Annotated in this window: 17 protein-coding genes and 1 riboswitch; of the genes, 6 read left to right on the forward strand and 11 right to left on the reverse strand. The window is 66.5% G+C overall.

Features of this window, described 5'->3' with window-relative positions; all coding sequences use genetic code 11:
* Nucleotides 1-1,088 (forward strand): autotransporter outer membrane beta-barrel domain-containing protein (locus tag QBK88_RS29355; RefSeq protein ID WP_277964831.1); only part of this gene is annotated, 1,088 nt, incomplete at its 5' end.
* 4 nt (nucleotides 1,089-1,092) lie between these two features.
* Here the strand turns inward: QBK88_RS29355 and QBK88_RS29360 are convergent.
* Entirely contained in the window at nucleotides 1,093-1,716 is a 624-nt protein-coding gene (locus QBK88_RS29360) for a LysE family translocator (RefSeq protein WP_277964832.1), read from the reverse strand.
* Between the two features lie 56 nt (nucleotides 1,717-1,772).
* On the reverse strand, nucleotides 1,773-1,949 hold the full coding sequence (locus QBK88_RS29365; protein WP_277964833.1) for a hypothetical protein: 177 nt from the start codon (nucleotides 1,947-1,949) through the stop codon (nucleotides 1,773-1,775).
* A 173-nt stretch (nucleotides 1,950-2,122) separates the two neighbouring features.
* Between QBK88_RS29365 and QBK88_RS29370 the strand changes: the two genes are divergently transcribed.
* The gene (locus tag QBK88_RS29370) at nucleotides 2,123-2,371 is read left to right on the forward strand and encodes a hypothetical protein (RefSeq protein ID WP_268143558.1); all 249 of its coding nucleotides are present in this window, start codon (nucleotides 2,123-2,125) and stop codon (nucleotides 2,369-2,371) included.
* A gap of 3 nt (nucleotides 2,372-2,374) precedes the next feature.
* Here QBK88_RS29370 and QBK88_RS29375 read toward each other — a convergent pair whose 3' ends face one another.
* Together QBK88_RS29375 and QBK88_RS29380 are read right to left on the reverse strand one after the other, a co-directional pair.
* Complete coding sequence (locus tag QBK88_RS29375) at nucleotides 2,375-2,563, reverse strand: hypothetical protein (protein ID WP_277964834.1); 189 nt, start codon at nucleotides 2,561-2,563, stop codon at nucleotides 2,375-2,377.
* 119 nt (nucleotides 2,564-2,682) lie between these two features.
* The gene (locus QBK88_RS29380; protein ID WP_268143560.1) at nucleotides 2,683-3,750 is read right to left on the reverse strand and encodes a catalase family protein; all 1,068 of its coding nucleotides are present in this window, start codon (nucleotides 3,748-3,750) and stop codon (nucleotides 2,683-2,685) included.
* A 259-nt stretch (nucleotides 3,751-4,009) separates the two neighbouring features.
* On the opposite strand from QBK88_RS29380, the gene QBK88_RS29385 reads away from it, so the two are divergent.
* Together QBK88_RS29385 and QBK88_RS29390 are read left to right on the forward strand one after the other, a co-directional pair.
* Entirely contained in the window at nucleotides 4,010-5,533 is a 1,524-nt protein-coding gene (locus tag QBK88_RS29385; RefSeq protein WP_277964835.1) for an FAD-dependent oxidoreductase, read from the forward strand.
* A gap of 55 nt (nucleotides 5,534-5,588) precedes the next feature.
* Nucleotides 5,589-6,143, forward strand: a complete 555-nt coding sequence (locus QBK88_RS29390) for a type 1 glutamine amidotransferase domain-containing protein (RefSeq protein WP_277964836.1) — start codon at nucleotides 5,589-5,591, stop codon at nucleotides 6,141-6,143.
* Between the two features lie 85 nt (nucleotides 6,144-6,228).
* Here the strand turns inward: QBK88_RS29390 and ydiJ are convergent, their stop codons facing one another.
* Nucleotides 6,229-9,249 carry a D-2-hydroxyglutarate dehydrogenase YdiJ gene (ydiJ, locus tag QBK88_RS29395; RefSeq protein ID WP_277964837.1) on the reverse strand — a complete coding sequence of 1,007 codons (3,021 nt, stop codon included), beginning with the start codon at nucleotides 9,247-9,249 and terminating at the stop codon, nucleotides 6,229-6,231.
* A gap of 153 nt (nucleotides 9,250-9,402) precedes the next feature.
* Here ydiJ and QBK88_RS29400 point away from each other — a divergent pair, with 153 nt between their 5' ends.
* On the forward strand, nucleotides 9,403-10,299 hold the full coding sequence (locus tag QBK88_RS29400; protein ID WP_277964838.1) for a LysR substrate-binding domain-containing protein: 897 nt from the start codon (nucleotides 9,403-9,405) through the stop codon (nucleotides 10,297-10,299).
* Here the strand turns inward: QBK88_RS29400 and QBK88_RS29405 are convergent.
* Together QBK88_RS29405 and QBK88_RS29410 are read right to left on the reverse strand one after the other, a co-directional pair.
* Entirely contained in the window at nucleotides 10,296-10,829 is a 534-nt protein-coding gene (locus tag QBK88_RS29405) for a cupin domain-containing protein (RefSeq protein WP_277964844.1), read from the reverse strand. The two genes, QBK88_RS29400 and QBK88_RS29405, sit on opposite strands and share 4 nt — an antisense overlap.
* 177 nt (nucleotides 10,830-11,006) lie before the next feature.
* Nucleotides 11,007-12,332 carry a sigma-54-dependent transcriptional regulator gene (locus QBK88_RS29410; RefSeq protein ID WP_277964839.1) on the reverse strand — a complete coding sequence of 442 codons (1,326 nt, stop codon included), beginning with the start codon at nucleotides 12,330-12,332 and terminating at the stop codon, nucleotides 11,007-11,009.
* A 327-nt stretch (nucleotides 12,333-12,659) separates the two neighbouring features.
* Between QBK88_RS29410 and QBK88_RS29415 the strand changes: the two genes are divergently transcribed.
* Nucleotides 12,660-12,929 (forward strand): hypothetical protein, encoded by a 270-nt coding sequence (locus QBK88_RS29415; protein WP_268143573.1) that lies wholly within the window; start codon nucleotides 12,660-12,662, stop codon nucleotides 12,927-12,929.
* Nucleotides 12,930-13,039: 110 nt separating this feature from the next.
* Here QBK88_RS29415 and QBK88_RS29420 read toward each other — a convergent pair whose 3' ends face one another.
* Genes QBK88_RS29420 through cobW form a run of 4 tightly spaced genes read right to left on the reverse strand, consistent with a single transcriptional unit; the run spans nucleotide 13,040 to nucleotide 19,529 of the window.
* On the reverse strand, nucleotides 13,040-13,681 hold the full coding sequence (locus tag QBK88_RS29420; RefSeq protein WP_277964840.1) for a VWA domain-containing protein: 642 nt from the start codon (nucleotides 13,679-13,681) through the stop codon (nucleotides 13,040-13,042).
* 17 nt (nucleotides 13,682-13,698) lie between these two features.
* Nucleotides 13,699-14,700, reverse strand: a complete 1,002-nt coding sequence (locus QBK88_RS29425; RefSeq protein ID WP_277964841.1) for an ATP-binding protein — start codon at nucleotides 14,698-14,700, stop codon at nucleotides 13,699-13,701.
* On the reverse strand, nucleotides 14,700-18,458 hold the full coding sequence (gene cobN, locus QBK88_RS29430; protein ID WP_277964842.1) for a cobaltochelatase subunit CobN: 3,759 nt from the start codon (nucleotides 18,456-18,458) through the stop codon (nucleotides 14,700-14,702). Before cobN ends, QBK88_RS29425 begins: the two co-directional genes overlap by 1 nt.
* Nucleotides 18,459-18,461: 3 nt before the next feature.
* Nucleotides 18,462-19,529 carry a cobalamin biosynthesis protein CobW gene (gene cobW / locus QBK88_RS29435; protein ID WP_277964843.1) on the reverse strand — a complete coding sequence of 356 codons (1,068 nt, stop codon included), beginning with the start codon at nucleotides 19,527-19,529 and terminating at the stop codon, nucleotides 18,462-18,464.
* A gap of 96 nt (nucleotides 19,530-19,625) precedes the next feature.
* Nucleotides 19,626-19,801: riboswitch (cobalamin riboswitch) on the reverse strand. This riboswitch is flagged as partial in the annotation.

Genomic DNA, 19,801 nt, shown 5'->3' on the forward strand with positions numbered 1-19,801 from the left:
CACCTGCCGCTCCCGCCACGCCGACCACACCAGTGACACCCGCTCAACCGGTTCCGGCCCTCGCCTCCACGGCCCCCGTCGCCGCCGTGGGCACCCCCGTGCTGCCGGTGGCCGCGCCCGGCGAAGCTATCCCGCTCTACCGCGTCGAGGTGCCCGTCTACGCGGCTGTGCCACCCGCCGCCGCATTGCTCGCGCAAGCCGTGCTGGGCACCTTTCACGAGCGCCAGGGTGACCAGAACCTGCTGGGAGAACAGGGCGCCCTGCCCGCCGGCTGGGCCCGGGCCTTCGGCAGCCAGGTTCGCCAGGGCTGGAGCGGCGCCGCTGCCCCGACGCTGGACGGTTCGTTCAGCGGTTATCAGGTAGGCCATGACCTTTACGCCAGCGGCGAACGCGACGGCTATCGCCAGCACATGGGCGTGTTTGTCAGTCACGCCCACCTGTCCGGCGACGTCAAAGGGTTTGCCCTGGGTTTTCAGGGCGAAGACGCCGGCAACCTGAGCCTGGACGCCGACAGCCTCGGCGCCTACTGGACCTTGCTAAGCCCGGGCCAGGGCTACGTGGACGCGGTGGTGATGGGGACTCGCTTCGATGGCCAGAGCCGCTCCGTGCGCGGCTGGACCCTGGACCTGCATGGCCACGGCGCCAGCGCCTCGGTGGAAGCCGGTTACCCGATACCGCTGTCGAGCCACTGGGCCCTGGAACCCCAGGCGCAGGTGCTGGTACAGAAAATTCAGTTCGACAGCGCCGACGATCCGGTCTCGCGCATCAGCTTCGACGCCGCCCCCTACTGGCGCGGCCGCGTGGGTGCACGGCTGGCCGGCGATTACCAGGTGGGCGGCGTGCCGCTGCAACCGTGGCTGCGGGCCAACCTGTGGCACACCTTCGGCGGCGAGGATACCCTGGCGTTCGACCACGCCGACCGCCTGGCCAGCGAGCACCGGGCAACCACCGCTGACGTCGGCGCCGGCGTGAGCGCTCGGCTCAGCCAGGAAGTCAGCGTGTACCTGAGCCTCAGCTATAGCCAGCAGTTGGACAGCCAGCAACAGCAGGCACTGGCGGGTACGGTAGGCCTGCGCTTGAGCTGGTAGCGCCTCAGCGGCGCGCGGCCAGCAGGCCCACCCCGGCGCAACTCAACAGCACCGCGCTGGTGCGGTTGAACAGCCGGCGCGGCCGAGGCTGGCTGAACCAGCGCTGCAGGTGGCTGCCGAGCCAGGCGTAGATGGCAATGGCCAGCCATTCCAGCAGCAGGAACATCAGGCCCAGCCAGAAGAACTGCTCGGCTACTGGGGCCGGCGCGTCGACGTTGACGAACTGGGGGAGAAAGGCCGTGAAGATCAGGATCGCTTTCGGGTTGCCCGCCGCGGCGCAGAACTCCTGCACGGCCAGCCTCAACAGGCCGCGGCCACCGGGGCCACCCGGCGCCTCACCGTTCACTGGCGCGCGCCATAGCTGCACCGCCAGGTAGAACAGGTACAGCGCCCCCGCGACTTTCACCACCAGGAACGCCGCCTCGCTGGCGTGCAGCACCACGGCCAGGCCCATCGCCGCCAGCGCGATCATGCCGGCGAAGGCAAGCAGGCGACCAAGCCCCGCCAGGCAGGACGTGGTGAAACCATGACGGCTGGCGTTGTTCAACGACAGCAGGTTGTTAGGCCCTGGGGCCATGTTCAGGGCGAAACAGGCGGGCACGAACAGCAAGAGGGTCGCAAAGCTCACGGCGCGAGGCTCCAGGCAAGGTGGCCTGGCAGATTAGCATCGTGGTGCAGCGCGGCTCAACGAGGGTCGTCGGGGCTCACGTCATCATCGCCAGTCTCGGTGCGGACCTTGTCGGGGTCCAGTTCCGGGTCTTCGTCCAGGGGTAGCGGGTCCAATGCCTCATCGCCGGGCCGTGGCGCCACAGGGTCGGGGGCCAGGGGATTGCTGGAGCGGTCGAGGGGGTCGGAAGCCATGGTGCACCTCTGATGGTGGGGGTTATCCAGTTTGGAGTGCCATGCCGCGCGGGAGTTGCGCGCCATTGGCCTCCCCGGACAAAACCCATTTGAATCCCTGCCCGCCACGCCTGTCCCACCTTATACGGATGTCGCGCAACCCTGCGCGCCCGCAGCCAAGGCTCGAGGTATTCATGAGCAACAAACCTTTGGAAAAGGAAGTACTGACCCGTCTGCTGCACGCCCACCCACAGGGGCTGGGCAAGGAAGTGCTGGACAATTTCACCGGCGAGAAAGCCGTGGCCGGCATGCTCAAGCATCTGCAGGACGAAGGTTACATTCACCACGGCACCGTCAGCATCGATGATCACCTGCCGTCGGTGACCTACCCGGTCAAGCTGACGGCCAAAGGAGTCGAGGCCGCCAAGGCGCTGGATCACTGACCCTCAACTGCAAAAATGCAGCGCCAGCAGCACCAGGGTGATGGCCAGCAGCACTTCGCCGCAGATCGCCACGCCCTCGCCTGCTGGCCCGAGTCCCAGCGCTCGTCGTTGCTGTTGCCGGGCCGCCCCCGCGGCCCACACCACCCCACCGGCCAGGCCAGAGGCCAACGCCACCATCAATAGCCATGCCATTCACCCCGCCCCCGCCAGGTCGCAAAAAAACTTAGGGGCAGTGGCACGCCATTCGTTCCCCACCTTGAACAGCTTTTCGATTGAAACCCCGCTTGAACCAGGCCTGGGGGGTTGCGCCGTCACCGTGGCTCGTGGATGGGGCAGCCGGAATGTTCGGCGCGAAAGCCCGCGGAGTGTTCATAGGCCGGTTTGCGCACGCGCATGATGCCGCCCAGCGGCCGGTGCGCAGCCAGGCCATGCCAGGGGCTGAACGCCATGGCCGTGTCGATGGCCTGAATACGCTCGGGGGTCCAGGACGCCTGGCGGGGTACGTGAATGCGTGCCACGGTCACATAGGGGCTATCGTCCTCCGACCACTCCTTGGACGCGTCCTCGATGGGCATTTTTTCCAGGCTCGTCGCCAGTTGCACGCGCACTTCCCACAGGCCTTCATGCTCGGTGAAATACGCCTGCACCGCTTCGCGCAGGCCATCCGGTTTGTCATCCAGGTCCACCGGCTGGTCGGTTAGCGCGCGCAATGCCTCGGCCACCGGCACGACGCTGATTTTGCCGTAGTACGGCCCGTACAGGACCGGCACCACGGTCGTAAAGGTCTCACCCAGAGGGTGGGTCTTGGGGTGGCCGCCCAGGCTTTTCAGGGTGCCGCTCTCCCCTCCCAGGGCCTCCACCGTGGTCTCGATGCCTCGCAAAGCCGCCGACAGGGCGCGTTTGAGGCCGGGCATCTTGTCGGTGGTCTTGGCCAGCAGTTTGAGGGTCTTGAGAAAGTCCTTGGGTGTGGCCGCGGTGAACGCCGTAGCGTTCTGCATGACGAAGTCCTGCGTGGTGTCCCCTTCGCTGCCCGGCAGACGGGGCCCTTCGACGCCGACAATCTTGACCGCCAACCCGCGCGGCGTGGACACACGATCGTCAAGGATATCCCCGGGGTTGGTAGACAGGCGCATGTACACCTTGTACTCGCCCGGCCGGGCGAACGCCCCCTGGGCCAACTCCGACGGCAGGTTATCCAGTACCTGCAGCGAGCCCTCCAGCAGGCCGTGGGCCTTGGCATGCACACTGCGCACCGGGTGGCCGTAATCGGCCTGGGTGGTTTCCAGAATACTGTGCATGGCCTCGACCAGCTCGACACTGGTGTGCGCCTCGTCTTCGGGTATCTGTTCAAAATCGGCTTGAAACACAATAGCGCTCATGGTGGCACCTCGGTCAGGTCATCACGTTCCAGCACGGTCTGGAGCGGCAAGCGATGCGATCAGGCACGTATTTCACCTGATCACCCGATATCAGTCAGGCGCCAGGGGCTGGGCGTTCAAGGAATGGCTCGTGTGCGCTGACGAGCGGCATTGGCCCTCGAACGGATGGACGAAAACGCCTCCGCCCGTCGGGTCGATGCAGCCGCGAGGTCTCTGGTCCGGTCCACACGTGCAGAACCGAGAGCCTGAGGAAAGCCCCATGACCGAACATGCCGTGGCCCATGTGGACCAACTTGAAGACGACCGTGCCCTGCGGGTAAAAGCCGGCGATGAGGAATTGATCGTCCTGCGCCACAACGGCCAGGTACGCGCCTACCAAGCGGACTGCCCCCACGCCGGGGCGCCGCTGGAACAAGGCGCGATCTGCGAGAACCGCCTGATCTGCCCGTGGCACAAAGCCGCGTTTGCCTTGAACGACGGCGAGGTCACCGAACCCCCTGCCCTGGCCAGCCTCAAGCGCTATCCCGCCCAGGTGCGCGACAACTACCTGTGGGTCGACGACCAACCGTCCACAGCCCCGGTGCCTGCCCCCCAGGCTGAAGGGCGCACCTTCATCGTGGCAGGCGCCGGAGCCGCGGGCGCGGCGGCGGTCGCAAGCCTGCACCGCCAAGGCTTCGCCGGCCAACTGGTGTGGGTTGATCAGGAAGCTGAACCGGCCTATGACCGCACAGCCTTGAGCAAATTTGTCATCGCTGGCAAAAAGACCGCGGCCGAAGTACCGCCCTTGCTGGACGACGAGGTCTTGGCCTGGCCGAACCTGCGGCGTGTACGGGCTACCGTCACCGCCATCGACGCCGCGCAACAGCGCATCACCCTGAACGACGGCCAGCATCTGACCTACGACGCCGCGCTGCTGGCCACGGGCGGAGTGCCCCAGCGCCCCGCTGTGGAAGGCGCGCAGTTGCCCGGCAGTTTCCTGTTGCGCTCGCGCGATGATGCCGCCCGGATACTGGAGCAAGTACGGGGCAGCCAGCGCGCGGTCATTGTCGGCGACAGTTTCATCGGCCTGGAGGCAGCATCGGCCTTGCGCCAGGCAGGCCTGCACGTGCGGGTGGTCAGCCGGCACGAGACACCACTGACCCAGCAACTTGGCGACCAGGTGAGCCTCGCCCTGCGCCAATTCCATGAACGCAACGGGGTGGTGTTTCACACCGGCACCGAACCGGTGAGCCTTGAGGGCCCAGGCCGGGTAGAAACCGTGACACTCAAGAACGGCGAGCGCCTGGAGGCTGACCTGGTGCTGTTCGGCACTGGCGTCAAACCCGCCACACAGCTGGCTCGGGGCCTGGCATTGGCCGATGACCAGTCGCTGATCGTCGACGCGGGCATGCGCGCCGCGCCGGGCCTGTGGGCGGTGGGTGACATGGTCAACTTTCCGCTGGCCGGGCACCCGTTGCGCATCGAGCATTGGCGGGTGGCTCAGCAGCAGGGCTGCCTGGCCGCCGAGAACATGCTGGGCGCGCAGCGCGAATACGCCGACGTTCCGTTCTTCTGGACCCTGCAACATGGCAAGACGCTGGAAGTGCTGGGCCATGCGCGTGCCTGGAACGGTGTGGAGGTGGTCGGCGACGTCGATGCCATGAACTTCGTCGCCCTGCTGTGCGTCGATGAACAGGTGGAGTCAGTCGTGGCCTGCGGGCACCGGGCGCTGCTGGCCACCCTGTCCCAGCGCATGAAGCGGCCGTTGTCGCGTCATGAAGCGCGGGCCCTGATCAATTCGTAAAACGCGCAGGCGCCGGCACGCCAGCGCCTGCTGGGTTCAAACCAAGGAGTACCCCATGAGCACATCACTGCAAGGCAAGAAAGTGTTGGTCATCACGTCCAATACCGGCGTGGAGCGCGACGAGCTGCTCAAGCCACTGGAAGCGTTGAAAGGCTTTGGCGCCCACGTGACCCATGGTTCGATCAAGGGCGGCACGGTGCAAACGTTCCTGCACGACACCGAGAAAGACCGCACGGTTGAATCGGAGCAGAAACTCGCCGACCTCAAGGGCGACGATTATCAGGCCCTGGTGATTCCCGGCGGCACCGTCAACGCCGACACCCTGCGCCAGGACAAGGATGCCCTGCGCCTGATCAACGAGTTCGTCAGCGCCGGCAAGACCGTGGCCGCCATTTGCCATGGCCCGTGGGCGCTGATCGACGCCGGAGTCATCGAGGGCAAGACCCTGACCTCCTACCCCAGCGTGCGCACTGACCTGGTGAATGCCAAAGCGGCTGGCTGGGTGGATGTCGAGGTCAAGGAATGCCCGGCCAATGGCTGGAAGCTCATCACCTCACGCACCCCGGACGACCTGCCAGCGTTCAACCAGGCCATCGCCAACGCCCTGTAGCAGCAATTGCCTTGGTGGGGCTGGGTTGCAGGACCGGGCCGCGTGCCACGCATCGAGCAGTGTCACGGGACCGCGTCGGGGGCGGTCAGCCCACCAGCTGTTGCAACACCACCTCCAACGGGTGACGCAACTGCTTGTCGGCCATGCGCTTGACCTGGCTGCGGCACGAGTAGCCGGTGGCCAGGGCTTCGCCCTCCTTGTCCAGCTTGCCTGCCCACGACTGTTCGAAGATGGTACGCGAGGTGGCCTGGTTGCGCGCCTCATGCCCGTAGGTACCCGACATGCCACAGCAGCCGGTGGCCTCGGTTGAAAGGCTCAGGCCCAAGCGGCCGAACACCTGCTCCCACTGGCGGGTGCTGGCAGGCACGTTGGTCTTCTCGGTGCAGTGCGCCATCAGGCGGAAACTGCCGTTGCTCCTGGCCGCCTGCTCAGGCAAGACGTCCACCAGCCATTCCTGCGGCAGGGCCACTTTCGGGCAGTCTTCCAACCCCGGCACTTTCTGGTATTCCTGGCGGTACACCAGGGTCATGGCCGGGTCCAGGCCTACCAGGGCAACGCCGCAGTCAGCCAGAGCCTTGAGCTGGGTAGCGTTGCGGATCGCCGCCTTGGCGAAGGCACCGAGGAAGCCCTGTACATGCAGCGGCTTGCCATTGGCGCTATACGGCGCCAGGAACACGCGAAAGCCCAGGCGGTGGGCCAGCTCGATGAACGAGGCCAGCAGCGGCGTCTCGAAGTAGCGCGTGAAGGCGTCCTGCACCAGCACCACGCTGCGCTCGCGCTGGGCCAGGGTCAGTTCGCGCAGGGCCGGGAGGCTGGCGACCTGCACCTTGCAGCGGGTCAAGGTGGCCTGCAAGTTGTACCGGCTGATCAGCGGGCTGTCGACCATGCCAGCCTGGCCTTCCAGCAGGCGCCCGACCAGACGGCTGCCCATCACGGCGTTGTACAGGCCTGGGGCGTGGGCCAGGTAGGGCAAGGTAAACTCCAGCGAGCCGATCAGGTAGTCGCGCAGCGGACGCTGGTAGCGCCCATGGTACAGCTCCAGGAAACGCGAGCGGAATTCCGGCACGTTGACCTTGATCGGGCATTGCCCCGCGCAGGATTTGCATGCCAGGCAACCCGCCATGGCATCGTAGACTTCATGGGAAAAGTCCTGCTGGCCACGACGGCGCGCCAGGTTGTTGCGCAGTCGGCTCGGCAGGCCCTTGACCCACGCCGCCTTGCCACGGGCAGCGGCCAGCACGTCGACATTCGCCGCGCCCTGCAGGCGCAGCCATTCACGGATAAGCGACGCACGCCCCTTGGGCGAGTGCTGGCGCTCGCGGGTAGCTTTCCATGACGGACACATGGCGTCATCGGGGTCGAAGTTGTAGCAGGCACCGTTGCCATTGCAGTGCACGGCGCTGCCGAAGCTCTGCCATACACGCTCATCGATCTGGCGGTCGTAATCGCCGCGCATCGGCGCCTCGTTGACCTTGATCAGGCCCTCAGCGCTGCCCGGCGGGGTGCAGATCTTGCCGGGGTTGAGCTGGTTGTGAGGGTCGAAAGCGCCCTTCAGCGCTTGCAGCGTCGGGTACAGCTCACCGAAATAGGCCGGTACGTATTCCGAGCGCAAGCCCTTGCCATGCTCACCCCATAACAGGCCACCGTAGCGCTGGGTCAGCGCCGCCACCGCGTCGGAGATCGGCTTGACCAGCGCGGCATGGGCCGGGTCTTTCATGTCGAGCGCCGGGCGCACGTGCAGCACCCCGGCATCCACATGGCCGAACATGCCATAGGCCAGCCCATGGCTGTCGAGCAGCGCACGAAAGTCGGCGATGTAGTCGGCCAATTGCTCGGGCGGCACCGCGGTGTCCTCCACGAACGGCTGCGGGCGCACCTCACCTTCGACGTTGCCCAGCAGGCCTACCGAGCGCTTGCGCATGGTGTACACCCGGTTCACCGCCGCCGCGCCCTCGGCCAGGGTGTGGCCCAACCGCTCGATGCTGGTGTCGGCCTGCAAATGCTCGACAAATGCGACCACCCGGGCGTTGACCTCGGCCGGGTCATCACCGGCGAACTCCACCAGGTTGATGCCCAGGGTCGGGCGGGTGGGGTCTTCGGGGAAGTACTCGGCCACGGCGTGCCAGACGATGTCCTTCATCGCCAGCAGCAACACCTTGGAGTCCACGGTCTCGATGGACAAGGGCTTGTGGGCCAGCAATGCATTGGCGTCGCGCAGGGCGTCCATGAAGCTGCTGTAGCGGACGTTGACCACCACCTGGTAGGTCGGGATCGGCAACACGTTGAGCTTGGCTTCCACCACATAACCCAGCGAGCCTTCGGCGCCGCACAGCACGCTGTTGAGGTTGAAGCGCCCCTGCTCGTCGCGCAGGTGCGCCAGGTCGTAGCCTGTCAGGCAGCGGTTGAGCTTGGGGAAGGTGCGCTCGATCAGCTCACCCTGGGTTTCTTCGATAGTGCGGGCCACCCGGTAGACTTCGCCGGCCCGACCCGGCTGCGCACAGGCCTGGGCCAGCTCGGCCTCGTTCAACGGCAGGCTATGCAGGCGCTGGCCGCCCAGCAGCACGCTGTGCAATTCCAGCACGTGGTCACGGGTCTTGCCGTAGGTGCAACTGCCCTGACCGCTGGCGTCGGTGTTGATCATGCCGCCCACGGTGGCGCGGTTGGAGGTGGACAGCTCCGGGGCAAAGAACAGGCCGTGAGGCTTGAGGGCCTTGTTGAGCTGGTCCTTGACCACCCCCGCCTGCACCCGCACCCAGCGTTCCTGGACGTTGATTTCGAGAATACCGTTCATGTGCCGTGACAGGTCAACGACGATACCGTCGGTCAGCGACTGGCCGTTGGTGCCGGTACCGCCGCCGCGCGGGGTCAGCTTGACCGCCTGGAAGCGCGGCTCGGCCATCAGCGTGGCGACACGCGCCACGTCATCGGCGTCCAGCGGAAACACTGCGGCCTGCGGCAGGCGCTGGTAGATCGAGTTGTCGGTGGCCAGTACCGTACGGGTGCCGTAGTCGGTGCTCATCTGGCCGCGGAAACCGGCGCTGCGCAGGGCGTCGAGGAAATCAGGGTACAGGGTGGCCGGGGCGGTGCCGGTCAGGTGGGCGATCATCGGGGGATGGCCTCGTTTTATGTCAGGCAAATCATGAGTACGGCCAGGGCGGCTATGGTCAATAGCTGCCCGGGTAGTGGATGATGCCCATGTTCCCGGACTTCGGCGCCGGGCACAAACCGATATTGCCGCCGCCTTTGATGACTTTTACGAATGAATTACCGTAACCTGACGCCCTCCATGTCCGTGCTGCTGGCCTTCGAGGCCGCCGCGCGCCATGAAAGCTACACCCGCGCGGCCACCGAACTGTCACTGACCCAGAGTGCCGTGACCCGCCAGGTGCAAGCGCTGGAGCAACAATTGGGGGTAACGCTGTTCCGCCGCGAGGGCCGCGCAGTAAAACTCACCGAGGTGGGCCGCCTGTACCAGCGCGAGATCGCCGAGGCACTGGGCCGCGTGCGCAGCGCCACGTTGCACGCCATGGCCCACCAGGCCGGCGCGGGCAGCCTGCGCCTGGCGACCCTGCCCACCTTCGGCTCGAAATGGCTGCTGCCGCGCCTGCATGGGTTCTACCGCCACCACCCCGACGTGCTGGTGCACATCAATTCGCGCATCGAACCGGTGGACTTCGCCACCAGTGGCATCGACGCCGCCATCGTGGTGGCCACGAGCGAACTGCCCGGCCTGATCTGCCACCGGCTGCACGCCGAGGAACTGATGGTGATCCTGTCGCCGACATTGGCGGCCACGCGGGCGCAGTGGAGCCCTGCGGACATCAGCCAGCAGGTGCTGCTCAGTGTCGCCAACAACGCCAATGCCTGGGGCGAGTGGTTCACCCACCATGGCCTGCCTCACCAGACCATGCGCCTGGGCCCCAGTTTCGAGCTCACCTCGCACCTGGTGCAGGCGGTACGCGCAGACATTGGCATCGGCCTGGTACCACGCATCCTGATCGCCGACGAACTGGCCAGCGGCGAACTGACCTGCCCCACCCTGCCCTACGCCAGCGCACGGGGCTATTACCTGGTGTACCCGCCGCGCAACCAGGCGCTGCCGGCGCTGGATGCCTTCCGCCACTGGTTGCTGGACACGGCCGAGCGCGACGTCTAGGCGCGGCTTGGCACCCAGTATCGGGCCACCGCGCCGTGGGCGCCTTGCACGGGGTCCTGGTCGGGGAATGGCAGCGCGGCAATGGCAGCACGCTGCGCAGGGGTCGGCGCCTGTCGGCAGATGTTGCCCTGCTGGCCCGGCGGGTAGGCGCCCACTACTTGGAAGTCAGTGCTGGAGCCTAGGTTGCGGTGGCCAGTTCCGGCAGGCAGTAGCAGGACATCGCCCGCGCTCACCTGCACCTCCTCACCGCCGGGGCCACCCAGCATCAACCGCGCCTGGCCACTGAACACCCCCAGCACTTCGTGCCCCTGAGTGTGGTAGTGGTGGTAGTCGAACACACCGTAGCGCCACTGCGGTGGCCAGCCGTTACGCTTGAAGGTGCTCTCGAACAACGCAGCGGGGTCACTGCCCTGCACGGCGATGGCCTGGGGGTAGATCAGCACCGGCAAACGCGGGTTGTTGGGCACCCAGTCATGGGCGGTGGGGAACATCAAGGTCTTCACGGCGGGGGCTGCCTGGGCTCGGTTCATCACTGGGCCTGCTGGGCCAAGCAAGGCCAGCAGGGCCAGCTTGGCGACGTCACGTCGAATAAGGGGCATGAGAATCTCCGGCTGTTCAGCACAATCTGAAACCGGTTTCATGCTAGCACAGGAATCTCGCAGGCCCACTGCCGGTACCACCGACGCGGCCAGGTCCGCTGCTACGGGTCAGCGGATCTGATGTTTGTGCAACAGCCGGTAGAAGGTAGGGCGCGAGATGCCCAGCACCTTGGCGGCGATGCTGAGGTTGTCGGCATGGCGGTTGAGCACGTCGCACAGGGCCTGGCGCTCGGCGCGGTGCTTGTAGTCTTCCAGGGTACCCATGGGCACCACGGTGGCCGACTGGCTCATCAACCCCAGGTCCGCCGCCTCGATCTGCCGCCCTTCGGCCAGCACCAGGCCACGACGCACCCGGTTGGCCAGTTCGCGGACATTGCCGGGCCAGTCATGCTTGCCCATGGCGATCAGCGCGTCCTCGCTGAAGCTGCGTGGCCGGCGCCCGGTTTCCTGGCTGTAGAAGTGGGCGAAGTGGTTGGCCAGCATCGACAGGTCACCATGGCGCTCGCGCAGCGGCGCGGTCACCACCTGCAGAACGTTGAGCCGGTAGTACAGGTCTTCGCGGAAACGCCCCGCGCCGATCGCCGATTCCAGGTTGACATGGGTGGCCGCTAGCACCCGTACATCCACGGCGATAGGCTGGCTGCCGCCCACCCGTTCGATGTGCTTCTCCTGCAGAAAGCGCAGCAGGTTGGCCTGCAACTCCAGCGGCAGGTCACCGATTTCATCCAGGAACAGGGTGCCGCCATGGGCCGCTTCGATACGGCCGATCTTGCGCTGGTGCGCGCCGGTAAACGCACCTTTTTCATGGCCAAACAGCTCTGACTGGATGAGGTGTTCGGGAATCGCCCCGCAATTGATCGCCACGAATGGCTTGGCATGACGCTGGGACTGGCGATGCAGAGTGCGCGCCACCAGCTCCTTGCCCGTGCCACTCTCGCCACGAATCAGCACCGGCGACTCGGTGGGCGCCAGTTTGCTGAGCAGCTTGCGCAGGTCGCGAATGGGCCGGCTGTCACCCAGCAACTCATGCTCCGGCTGACTGACGTGCACCGCGCCCTGGCCGCGCAGGCGCGCCATGCCGAACGCGCGGCCCAGGGTCACCTGAACACGCGATACGTCGAACGGCAGGGTATGGAAATCGAAGAACCATTCACACACGAAATCACCGACGTTCTGCAAACGCAGCACGTCCTGGTTAAGCACGGCGATCCACTCGGTGTTGCTGCGGCTGATCAGGTCCTTGACCGCTTCCGGCCGCTCCAGGTGGAAGGGCTGCAAGCGCAACAGGCCGACGTCACAGGGCCGATCCGCCGCCTGGTCCAGTTCGCAACTGTCCACCTCCCAGCCGACGGTACGCAGGCCTGGCAGCAACTGGTGGCAGTCGTCACAGGGGTCGACAATTAACAGGCGTCGTGTGGTTGCCATCTCGAGCATGACCGATTCCTTGGCGCCAGAAGTATAAAAGTTATTAGAAACAGGCTGTTGGCGCACGCGTTGTAACAGTAGCAACTAAGTTGACGCTGCCCAGCGCCGTTGGTCTGCAAACGGCCGTGACTATTTTCCGCCACGGGGAATTTCGCTTGCATTTCAACGTCCAACACTGCGCTGAAAAAAACAGCGCAAAAAACGTTGAATATTTTTCTGCCGGCGTGTGACTTGCTACCCGGTTGGCAGCATCAGTACACATAGACAAAGGCACTACGGTTGAAATGCACCGGCGGCCTTTGCCCCCTTTCGGGCACACTAGAGAGATTGAAAACCATGAACGCCCCGCTGCGTGTCAACGAAGCACTTCTGATTGCCGGCCACGCCTTCGAACCCTTCCAGTGCGTGGCCTGGGCCCCGCAGGACGGCAACGGCGAGCTGAGCCTGACCGTGGTAGACCGCACCCGCAACAGCATCGGCCGCAAACAAGTACCGAGCAGCACTTATTCGGACCCGGCGCAGTGGAAACACTTGCTGGAAGAAGTACGCGCCGAACTCGCCGAGGGCGGTTATGCCTTGCAACCGTGGAGCATGCCACAACAATAAGTGGCGCGCTGGCCTTCCATGAAGTGGCAACTGTGGTGCGGAGCGCTTGTTAATTAAACCCGGTTGCCGTTGCCCTGCGACATAAACGCACAGCACTGCCGTACTGTACGCTATAAAGTGTCTGGCGCGCTGTCTATATGTTGATAGTCCGCCCCTAGCTCGCGGGCCAGTTCCCGAGCACGCCCCAGGCGGATGGCCCCTCTTTCGATATCCACCAGCAGCGTCGGGCACGGCAGCGGCGCGATGGCCGCTGCGCGCTTGATACGCCCATCGGTGACGATCAGGCAGCGGCGCACTTCATGGGGAAACCCCTTGGCCCGCCGAGCCAACCATTGACCGGCCTGTTGCAGGGCCGCCAACAATGGCGTGCCCCCACCCGCCCCCAGTGCCTGCAACCAGGGCTGCAAGCCTTGCGACGCCTTCAGGCCATGGCGTTGCCAATGCGGCTGCTCGCCACTGGCGGTCAACAAGGCCAGGCGAGCGCGCTGGCGGTAGGCTTGGTCGAAGAGTTCGGCCAGCAGGCCTTTGGCATCGGCCAATGCCTGATGGCGACGGGTAGAGGCCGAAGCATCGACCACCACCAGCCACAGTTCCGCCGCGCTGCCACGGCGCTGACGCCAGCGCAGGTCGGCGGCCAGGCGCGGGCGGCCGTGCAGCAGGGTCGCCGCCCAGTCCACCGCGCCATCACTGGCGGCTCGCGCGCCACCGCGCCGGCCTTGCTGCTGGCCACCCTTGGGTCGCGCACCCGCCATGGGGTGCTGGCGGGTGCTCAGGGCTTTTTTGGCCAGCTCGGCACATCACGGCGCTGGCCCATCGGGGTGGCCTGGGGCGGCAAACCACCCCACTGGCCCTGGGCACCGCTGCTCTGCCCGGCATCACTGGCGGGCGGTGGCGGCTGCGCGCCCTGAGGTGCCTCGGGAGGCTGACGACGGCGATGGCGCAAGGCAAATTCAGCCACCGCGTCGATGTCCTGCGCCTCGATCGCCAGCGCCCCCCGCCAGGCCGCATGGGCCCGGGCGGCGCGCAGCCACACCAGGTCAGCGCGCAGGCCGTCCACGCCAGCGGCAAAGCACCGCTGGGTGATCGCCGCCAGGGCTTCGTCGTCCAGGGGCACCTCCTCCAGCACGTCCCGGGCCATCTGGCAGCGCTGGCGCAACGCGTCCTGACGGGTTGCCCACTCTTCGCAAAACCCTTGGGGGTCGGCGTCGAAGGCCAGGCGGCGGCGAATGATCTGGCTGCGCTCCTGGGGTGGCGACTGGTTGTCCAGGGCCACGTTGAGGCCGAAACGGTCCAGCAACTGCGGGCGCAGTTCGCCCTCTTCCGGGTTCATGGTGCCAATCAGCACGAAGCGCGCGGCATGGCGGTGGGAAATACCGTCACGCTCCACCCGGTTGACGCCACTGGCCGCCACGTCCAGCAGCAGGTCGACCAGATGGTCGGGCAACAGGTTCACCTCATCCACATACAGCACGCCACCGTCGGCCTTGGCCAGCACACCGGGGGAAAACTGCGCGCGGCCTTCGCCGAGCGCCGCGTCCAGGTCGAGTGTGCCGACCAGGCGTTCTTCAGTGGCGCCCAGGGGCAGGGTCACGAATTGACCGCTGGCCAGCAGGTCCGCCAGGCCACGGGCCAGGGTGCTCTTGGCCATGCCCCGCGGGCCTTCGATCAGCACGCCACCGATCTTGGGATCGATGGCGCTCAGGCACAGGGCCAGCTTCAGCGCATCGGCGCCCACCACGGCGGCCAGCGGGAAATGGGGAATATCGCGCATCAAGTGTCTTCTTCCATATCCATCAGCAGCTCTTCCAGAGCCTCGCGGTAGTCGCCGGGCTCACCCCACAGCCCGCGCTGCTGGGCCTCGAGCAAGCGTTCGGTGATGTCGCGCAAGGCGTGAGGGTTGTGCTGCTGCATGAAACCTCGGGTGTCGGCATCCAGCACGTAGGCCTCGGCGAGCAAGGCGTACTGGTGGTCGTCGATCAAGTGGGTGGTGGCGTCGAAGGCGAACAGGTTGTCCACCGTCGCTGCCAGTTCGAACGCCCCTTTATAACCGTGGCGCTTGGCGCCGTCGATCCATTTGGGGTTCACCGCCCGCGCCCGCACCACCCGGTTGAGTTCCTCTTTGAGGGTACGGATGCGTGGCACGTCGGGCTGGCTGTGGTCGCCGTGGTAGCTGGCGGTGGCCTTGCCACCCAGCGTCTCGGCGGCGGCGAGCATGCCGCCCTGGAATTGGTAGTAGTCATTGGAGTCGAGCAGGTCGTGCTCACGGTTATCCTGGTTCTGCACCACCGCCTGCACCTGGCTCAAACGCTGGGCGAAACGCGCCCGTGCCGGGGTGCCTTCATCCGCGGCGCCGTAAGCGTAACCGCCCCAGTTCAGGTAGGCCTCGGCCAGGTCGTCGCGGGTTTGCCACAGGCGCCCGTCAATGGCGCCCTGCACGCCGGCCCCATAACTGCCGGGCTTGGCGCCGAAGATCCGCCAGCCTGCCTCGCGGCGCGCCAGCTCAGGGTCGATGCCCTGGGCCAGCAAAGCGGCCTGCTCGGCGCGCACCTTGGCCGCCAGCGGGTTGAGGTCGTCGGGCTCGTCCAGCGCCGCCACCGCCTGCACCGCGGCATCGAACAGGCGCAGCAGGTTGGCGAAGGCATCGCGAAAGAACCCGGACACGCGCAGCGTCACATCCACCCGGGGGCGGTCCAGCAGGCTCAGGGGCAGGATCTCGAAATCATCCACCCGCTGGCTGCCGGTGGCCCACACCGGACGCACGCCCATCAGGGCCATGGCCTGGGCGATGTCATCGCCGCCCGTGCGCATGGTCGCCGTGCCCCACACCGACAGCCCCAACTGGCGCAAATGGTCGCCGTGGTCTTGCAGGTGGCGCTCCAGGATCAGGTTCGCCGAGGCAAAGCCGATGCGCCAGGCGGTGGTGGTGGGCAGGTTGCGCACGTCCACGGAAAAGAAGTTGCGACCCGTGGGCAGCACGTCCAGGCGCCCCCGGCTTGGCGCGCCGCTGGCACCGGCGGGCACGAAGCGCCCCGCCAGGGCGGTGAGCAGGCCACCGATCTCGGCTGGGCCGCAGGCGTCCAGGCGCGGGGCCACGGTTTCGCGCAGGCCGTCGAGAATCAGGTCCACTTCCGGCCATGCCGTACGTGCCGGGTTGGCCAGGGCTTGCTCGATCAGCTGTGCGGCGAACAGTTCCAGGCGCTCACGGGTGTCCCCGGCGGTGCGCCAGCTGTCGTCGCCCATGGCCTGCAGGCAGGCTGGCCGAGCACCTTCCCACGGAACGCCGAGGTCGCAGTCCAATGGGTCGAAACCCAGTTCCAGCGCGCGGGCCAGGGCACGAATCAAACTGGCATGGGCGCCACGGCCGTCACCTCGGGGGATGCGCAGCAGCGACGCGAGGGTATCGATCCGCAGCCGCCCCTGGGGCGATTCGCCGAAGATGTGCAGGCCGTCGCGAATCTGTGATTCCTTCAGGTCACACAGGTAGGTGTCCAGGCGCGGCAACCACAGGGCGGCGTCGGCGTCGCTGTCCCAGCCGGCGTCCAGTTGCAGTTCGCGGTCGATCTGCGCGTCGCGCACCAGGGCCAGGATCTCGCGTTGCAGCTCGCGGGCTCGGCGCGGGTCCAGTAACTGGGCGTCGTAGTATTCGTCGGCCAGGCGCTCCAGGTCGCGCAGCGGCCCATAGGTTTCGGCGCGGGTCAGCGGTGGCATCAGGTGGTCGATGATCACCGCCTGGGTACGCCGTTTGGCCTGCGCGCCCTCCCCCGGGTCATTGACGATGAAGGGATAGACGTTGGGCATCGGCCCCAGCAGCGCGTCAGGCCAGCACTCGGCAGACAGGCCCACGCCCTTGCCAGGCAGCCACTCCAGGTTGCCGTGCTTGCCCACGTGTACCACGGCGTCGGCGCCGTAGGTGTGGCGCAGCCAGAAGTAGAAGGCCAGGTAGCCATGGGGCGGTACCAGGTCGGGGTCGTGGTACACGGCGCTGGGGTCCAGGTGGTAACCGCGGGCGGGCTGGATACCCACGAAGGTCAGGCCAAAGCGCAGGCCGGCCACCATCATGCGGCCACTGCGGCACATGGGGTCGGCAGCCGGCTCGCCCCAGCGCTCGCGCACCGCCTGCTGGTTGGCCTCGGGCAACCGGGCGAAGGCGGCCAGGTAGTCATCCATGGCCATGCTCTGGGCGCAGGGGCGCAGGTCCAGGCTTTCCAGATCGTTGCTGACGCCGCCCAGCAGGGCCTGGATCAGGGCCGTGCCGCTGGCGGGCAGGTCCTGCACGGGGTAGCCCTGCTGTTGCAGGGCGGCGAGGATATTCAGTGCGGCCGCCGGGGTATCCAGGCCCACGCCGTTGCCGATGCGGCCGTCGCGGGTCGGGTAATTGGCCAGGATCAGCGCGATGCGCTTCTGGGCGTTGGGCAAGCGCGCCAGCTCACTCCAGCGCCGCGCCAGTTCGGCGACGAAATCCATGCGTTCGGCATGGGGGCGGTAGCAGACCACGTCCGACTGGCTGCGCTCGCTGCGCCAGGCCAGGTCCTTGAAGCTGATGGGCCGGCTGATGATGCGCCCGTCCAGCTCCGGCAGGGCGATGTGCATGGCCAGGTCGCGGGAACCCAGGCCCTGCTCGCTGGCCTCCCAGCCAGGCTGGTTGTCCTGGGCGCAGATCGCCTGGATCACCGGGATGTCACGGCGAAACGGCCGCAGGTGCGGGGCTTCGGGACTGGACTGGGCGAAGCCGGTGGTGTTGAGGATCAGCGCCGCATCAACCGCATCCAGCCAGTCCTCGACCTGGGCCAGGCAACCGGCCTCCTTGAGGCTGGCCACGGCGATGGGCAAGGGATTGAGGCCCGCCGCCTGCAAGCGCTGGCAGAACACGTCGACAAAGCCGGTGTTGGCCGCCTGCAAATGCGAGCGGTAGAAAATCAACGGTACGGCAGGCTGGCCCGGTACCCAGTCGGCCTGCCAGTGCGCCAGTGTCGCATCGTGCCAGGCGGGGTGGTAAATGGCGGTACGGGGCAAGGCCCGGGGTTCATCCCAGGGGTAGGCGCGCCCCAGAAATTGGCTGGCCAGGCAGTTGAACAGCGACAAAGCGTTGCCCATGCCGCCCTGGCGCAGGAAGTGCCAGAGGCGTTCGCCGGCCTCGCGGCCCACGGTGCTCAGGTCGCTGAGCGCCGGGTCCGGGCGGTCGTCACCGGGCACCAGAATCAGCTGCACGCCGCGTTCGGCCAGGGCGACCAGTTGCTCGACGCCATAGCGCCAGTACCCGATACCGCCGTGCAGGGAAATCAGAATGACCTTGGCGTGGCGCAGCACCTGGTCGACGTAAAGGTCGACCGAGGCATGGTTCTGCACCTGCATGGGGTTGGCCAGGCGCAAGGTCGGGAAATCGTCCGGCAACTGCAGGGCCGCTTCGGCCAGCAGTGCCAGGTGGGAATCACCGCTGCAGAGAATAACCAGCTCGGCCGGTGTCTGGCCCAGGTCGGCGATACTGTCGTCCGGCACGAAACCGCCGGGCTGGGTTCTCAGCAGGTGCATGGCTTAACCGTTCAGCGCGGCGCGCAGCTGCGTTTCCAGCAGGGCGGCGTCCAGTTCCTGGCCAATCAGCACCAGGCGCGTGGTACGCGCTTCTTCGGCGCCCCAGGCGCGGTCGAAGTGTTTGTCGAAGCGGGTGCCCACGCCCTGGATCAGCAGGCGCATCGGCTTGCCGGGAATCGCCGCGAAGCCCTTGACGCGCAGGATGCCGTGCTTGACCACCAGAGTGGTCAGGGCGTCGAGCAGGCGCGCTTCTTCGGCCTGCGGCAGCTCGATGGAGATCGAGTCGAAGGCATCGTGGTCGTGGTCGTCGTGATCGTCATCGCCATGGTGATGATCGTGGTGGGTCAGGCGGCCATCGATATGTTCTTCAGACTCGGCGCCCAGCCCCAGCAATACGTCCAGCGGCAGGCGGCCGCTGCTGGCTTCGATGACCTTGACCGCTGGCGGCAGCTCTTCGGCGACTTCACGGCGCACGGCGGCCAAGGCCTCGGGCTCGATCAGGTCGGCCTTGTTGAGGATGACCAGGTCGGCGCTGGCCAGTTGGTCGGCGAACAGCTCGTGCAGGGGCGACTCGTGGTCCAGGTTGGGGTCCAGCTTGCGCTGGGCGTCGACCTGGTCCGGGAAGGCGGCGAAGGTGCCGGCGGCCACGGCCGGGCTGTCGACCACGGTGATCACTGCGTCCACGGTGCAGGCACTGCGGATTTCCGGCCACTGGAACGCTTGCACCAGGGGCTTGGGCAGAGCCAGGCCGCTGGTTTCGATGAGGATGTGGTCCAGGTCGCCGCGACGGGCTACCAGCTCACGCATCACCGGGAAAAACTCTTCCTGCACGGTGCAGCACAGGCAGCCGTTGGCCAGTTCGTAGACGCGGCCGGTGGCTTCTTCCTCGGTGCAACCGATGGTGCACTGCTTGAGGATTTCGCCGTCGATGCCCAGCTCGCCGAATTCGTTGACGATGACCGCGATGCGGCGGCCCTGGGCGTTGTCCAGCATGTGGCGCAGCAAGGTGGTCTTGCCTGAGCCCAGGAAGCCGGTAACGATAGTGACGGGAAGCTTGGCCAGTGTTTTCATCGGATGCCCTTGGCAGGATGGCGGGCATACGGGACGAGAACCGCGGGTGCCAGGCACGCGGGTGCATTCGCCACCGGATCACCCCGCCCGGTTGAAGTGGAAGTCTGTGTCGAGGCAGGTCTCCTGGCTTGCGGCGTTGGCCCTCAGGCTCGGCCCTGGCACCTTCCCGCGCGCTCTGCGCAGTGGTATCGCCAGGGCGCACACCGCTTACAGTTGCGGGGGCAGCTGCGGCTTGAACCGCATTCCCATCTTGGCTCCGCTGGGCGGAGAAC

It is taken from the genome of Pseudomonas sp. RIT-To-2 (assembly GCF_029623465.1).
Classification (GTDB): Bacteria; Pseudomonadota; Gammaproteobacteria; order Pseudomonadales; family Pseudomonadaceae; genus Aquipseudomonas; species Aquipseudomonas silvicola.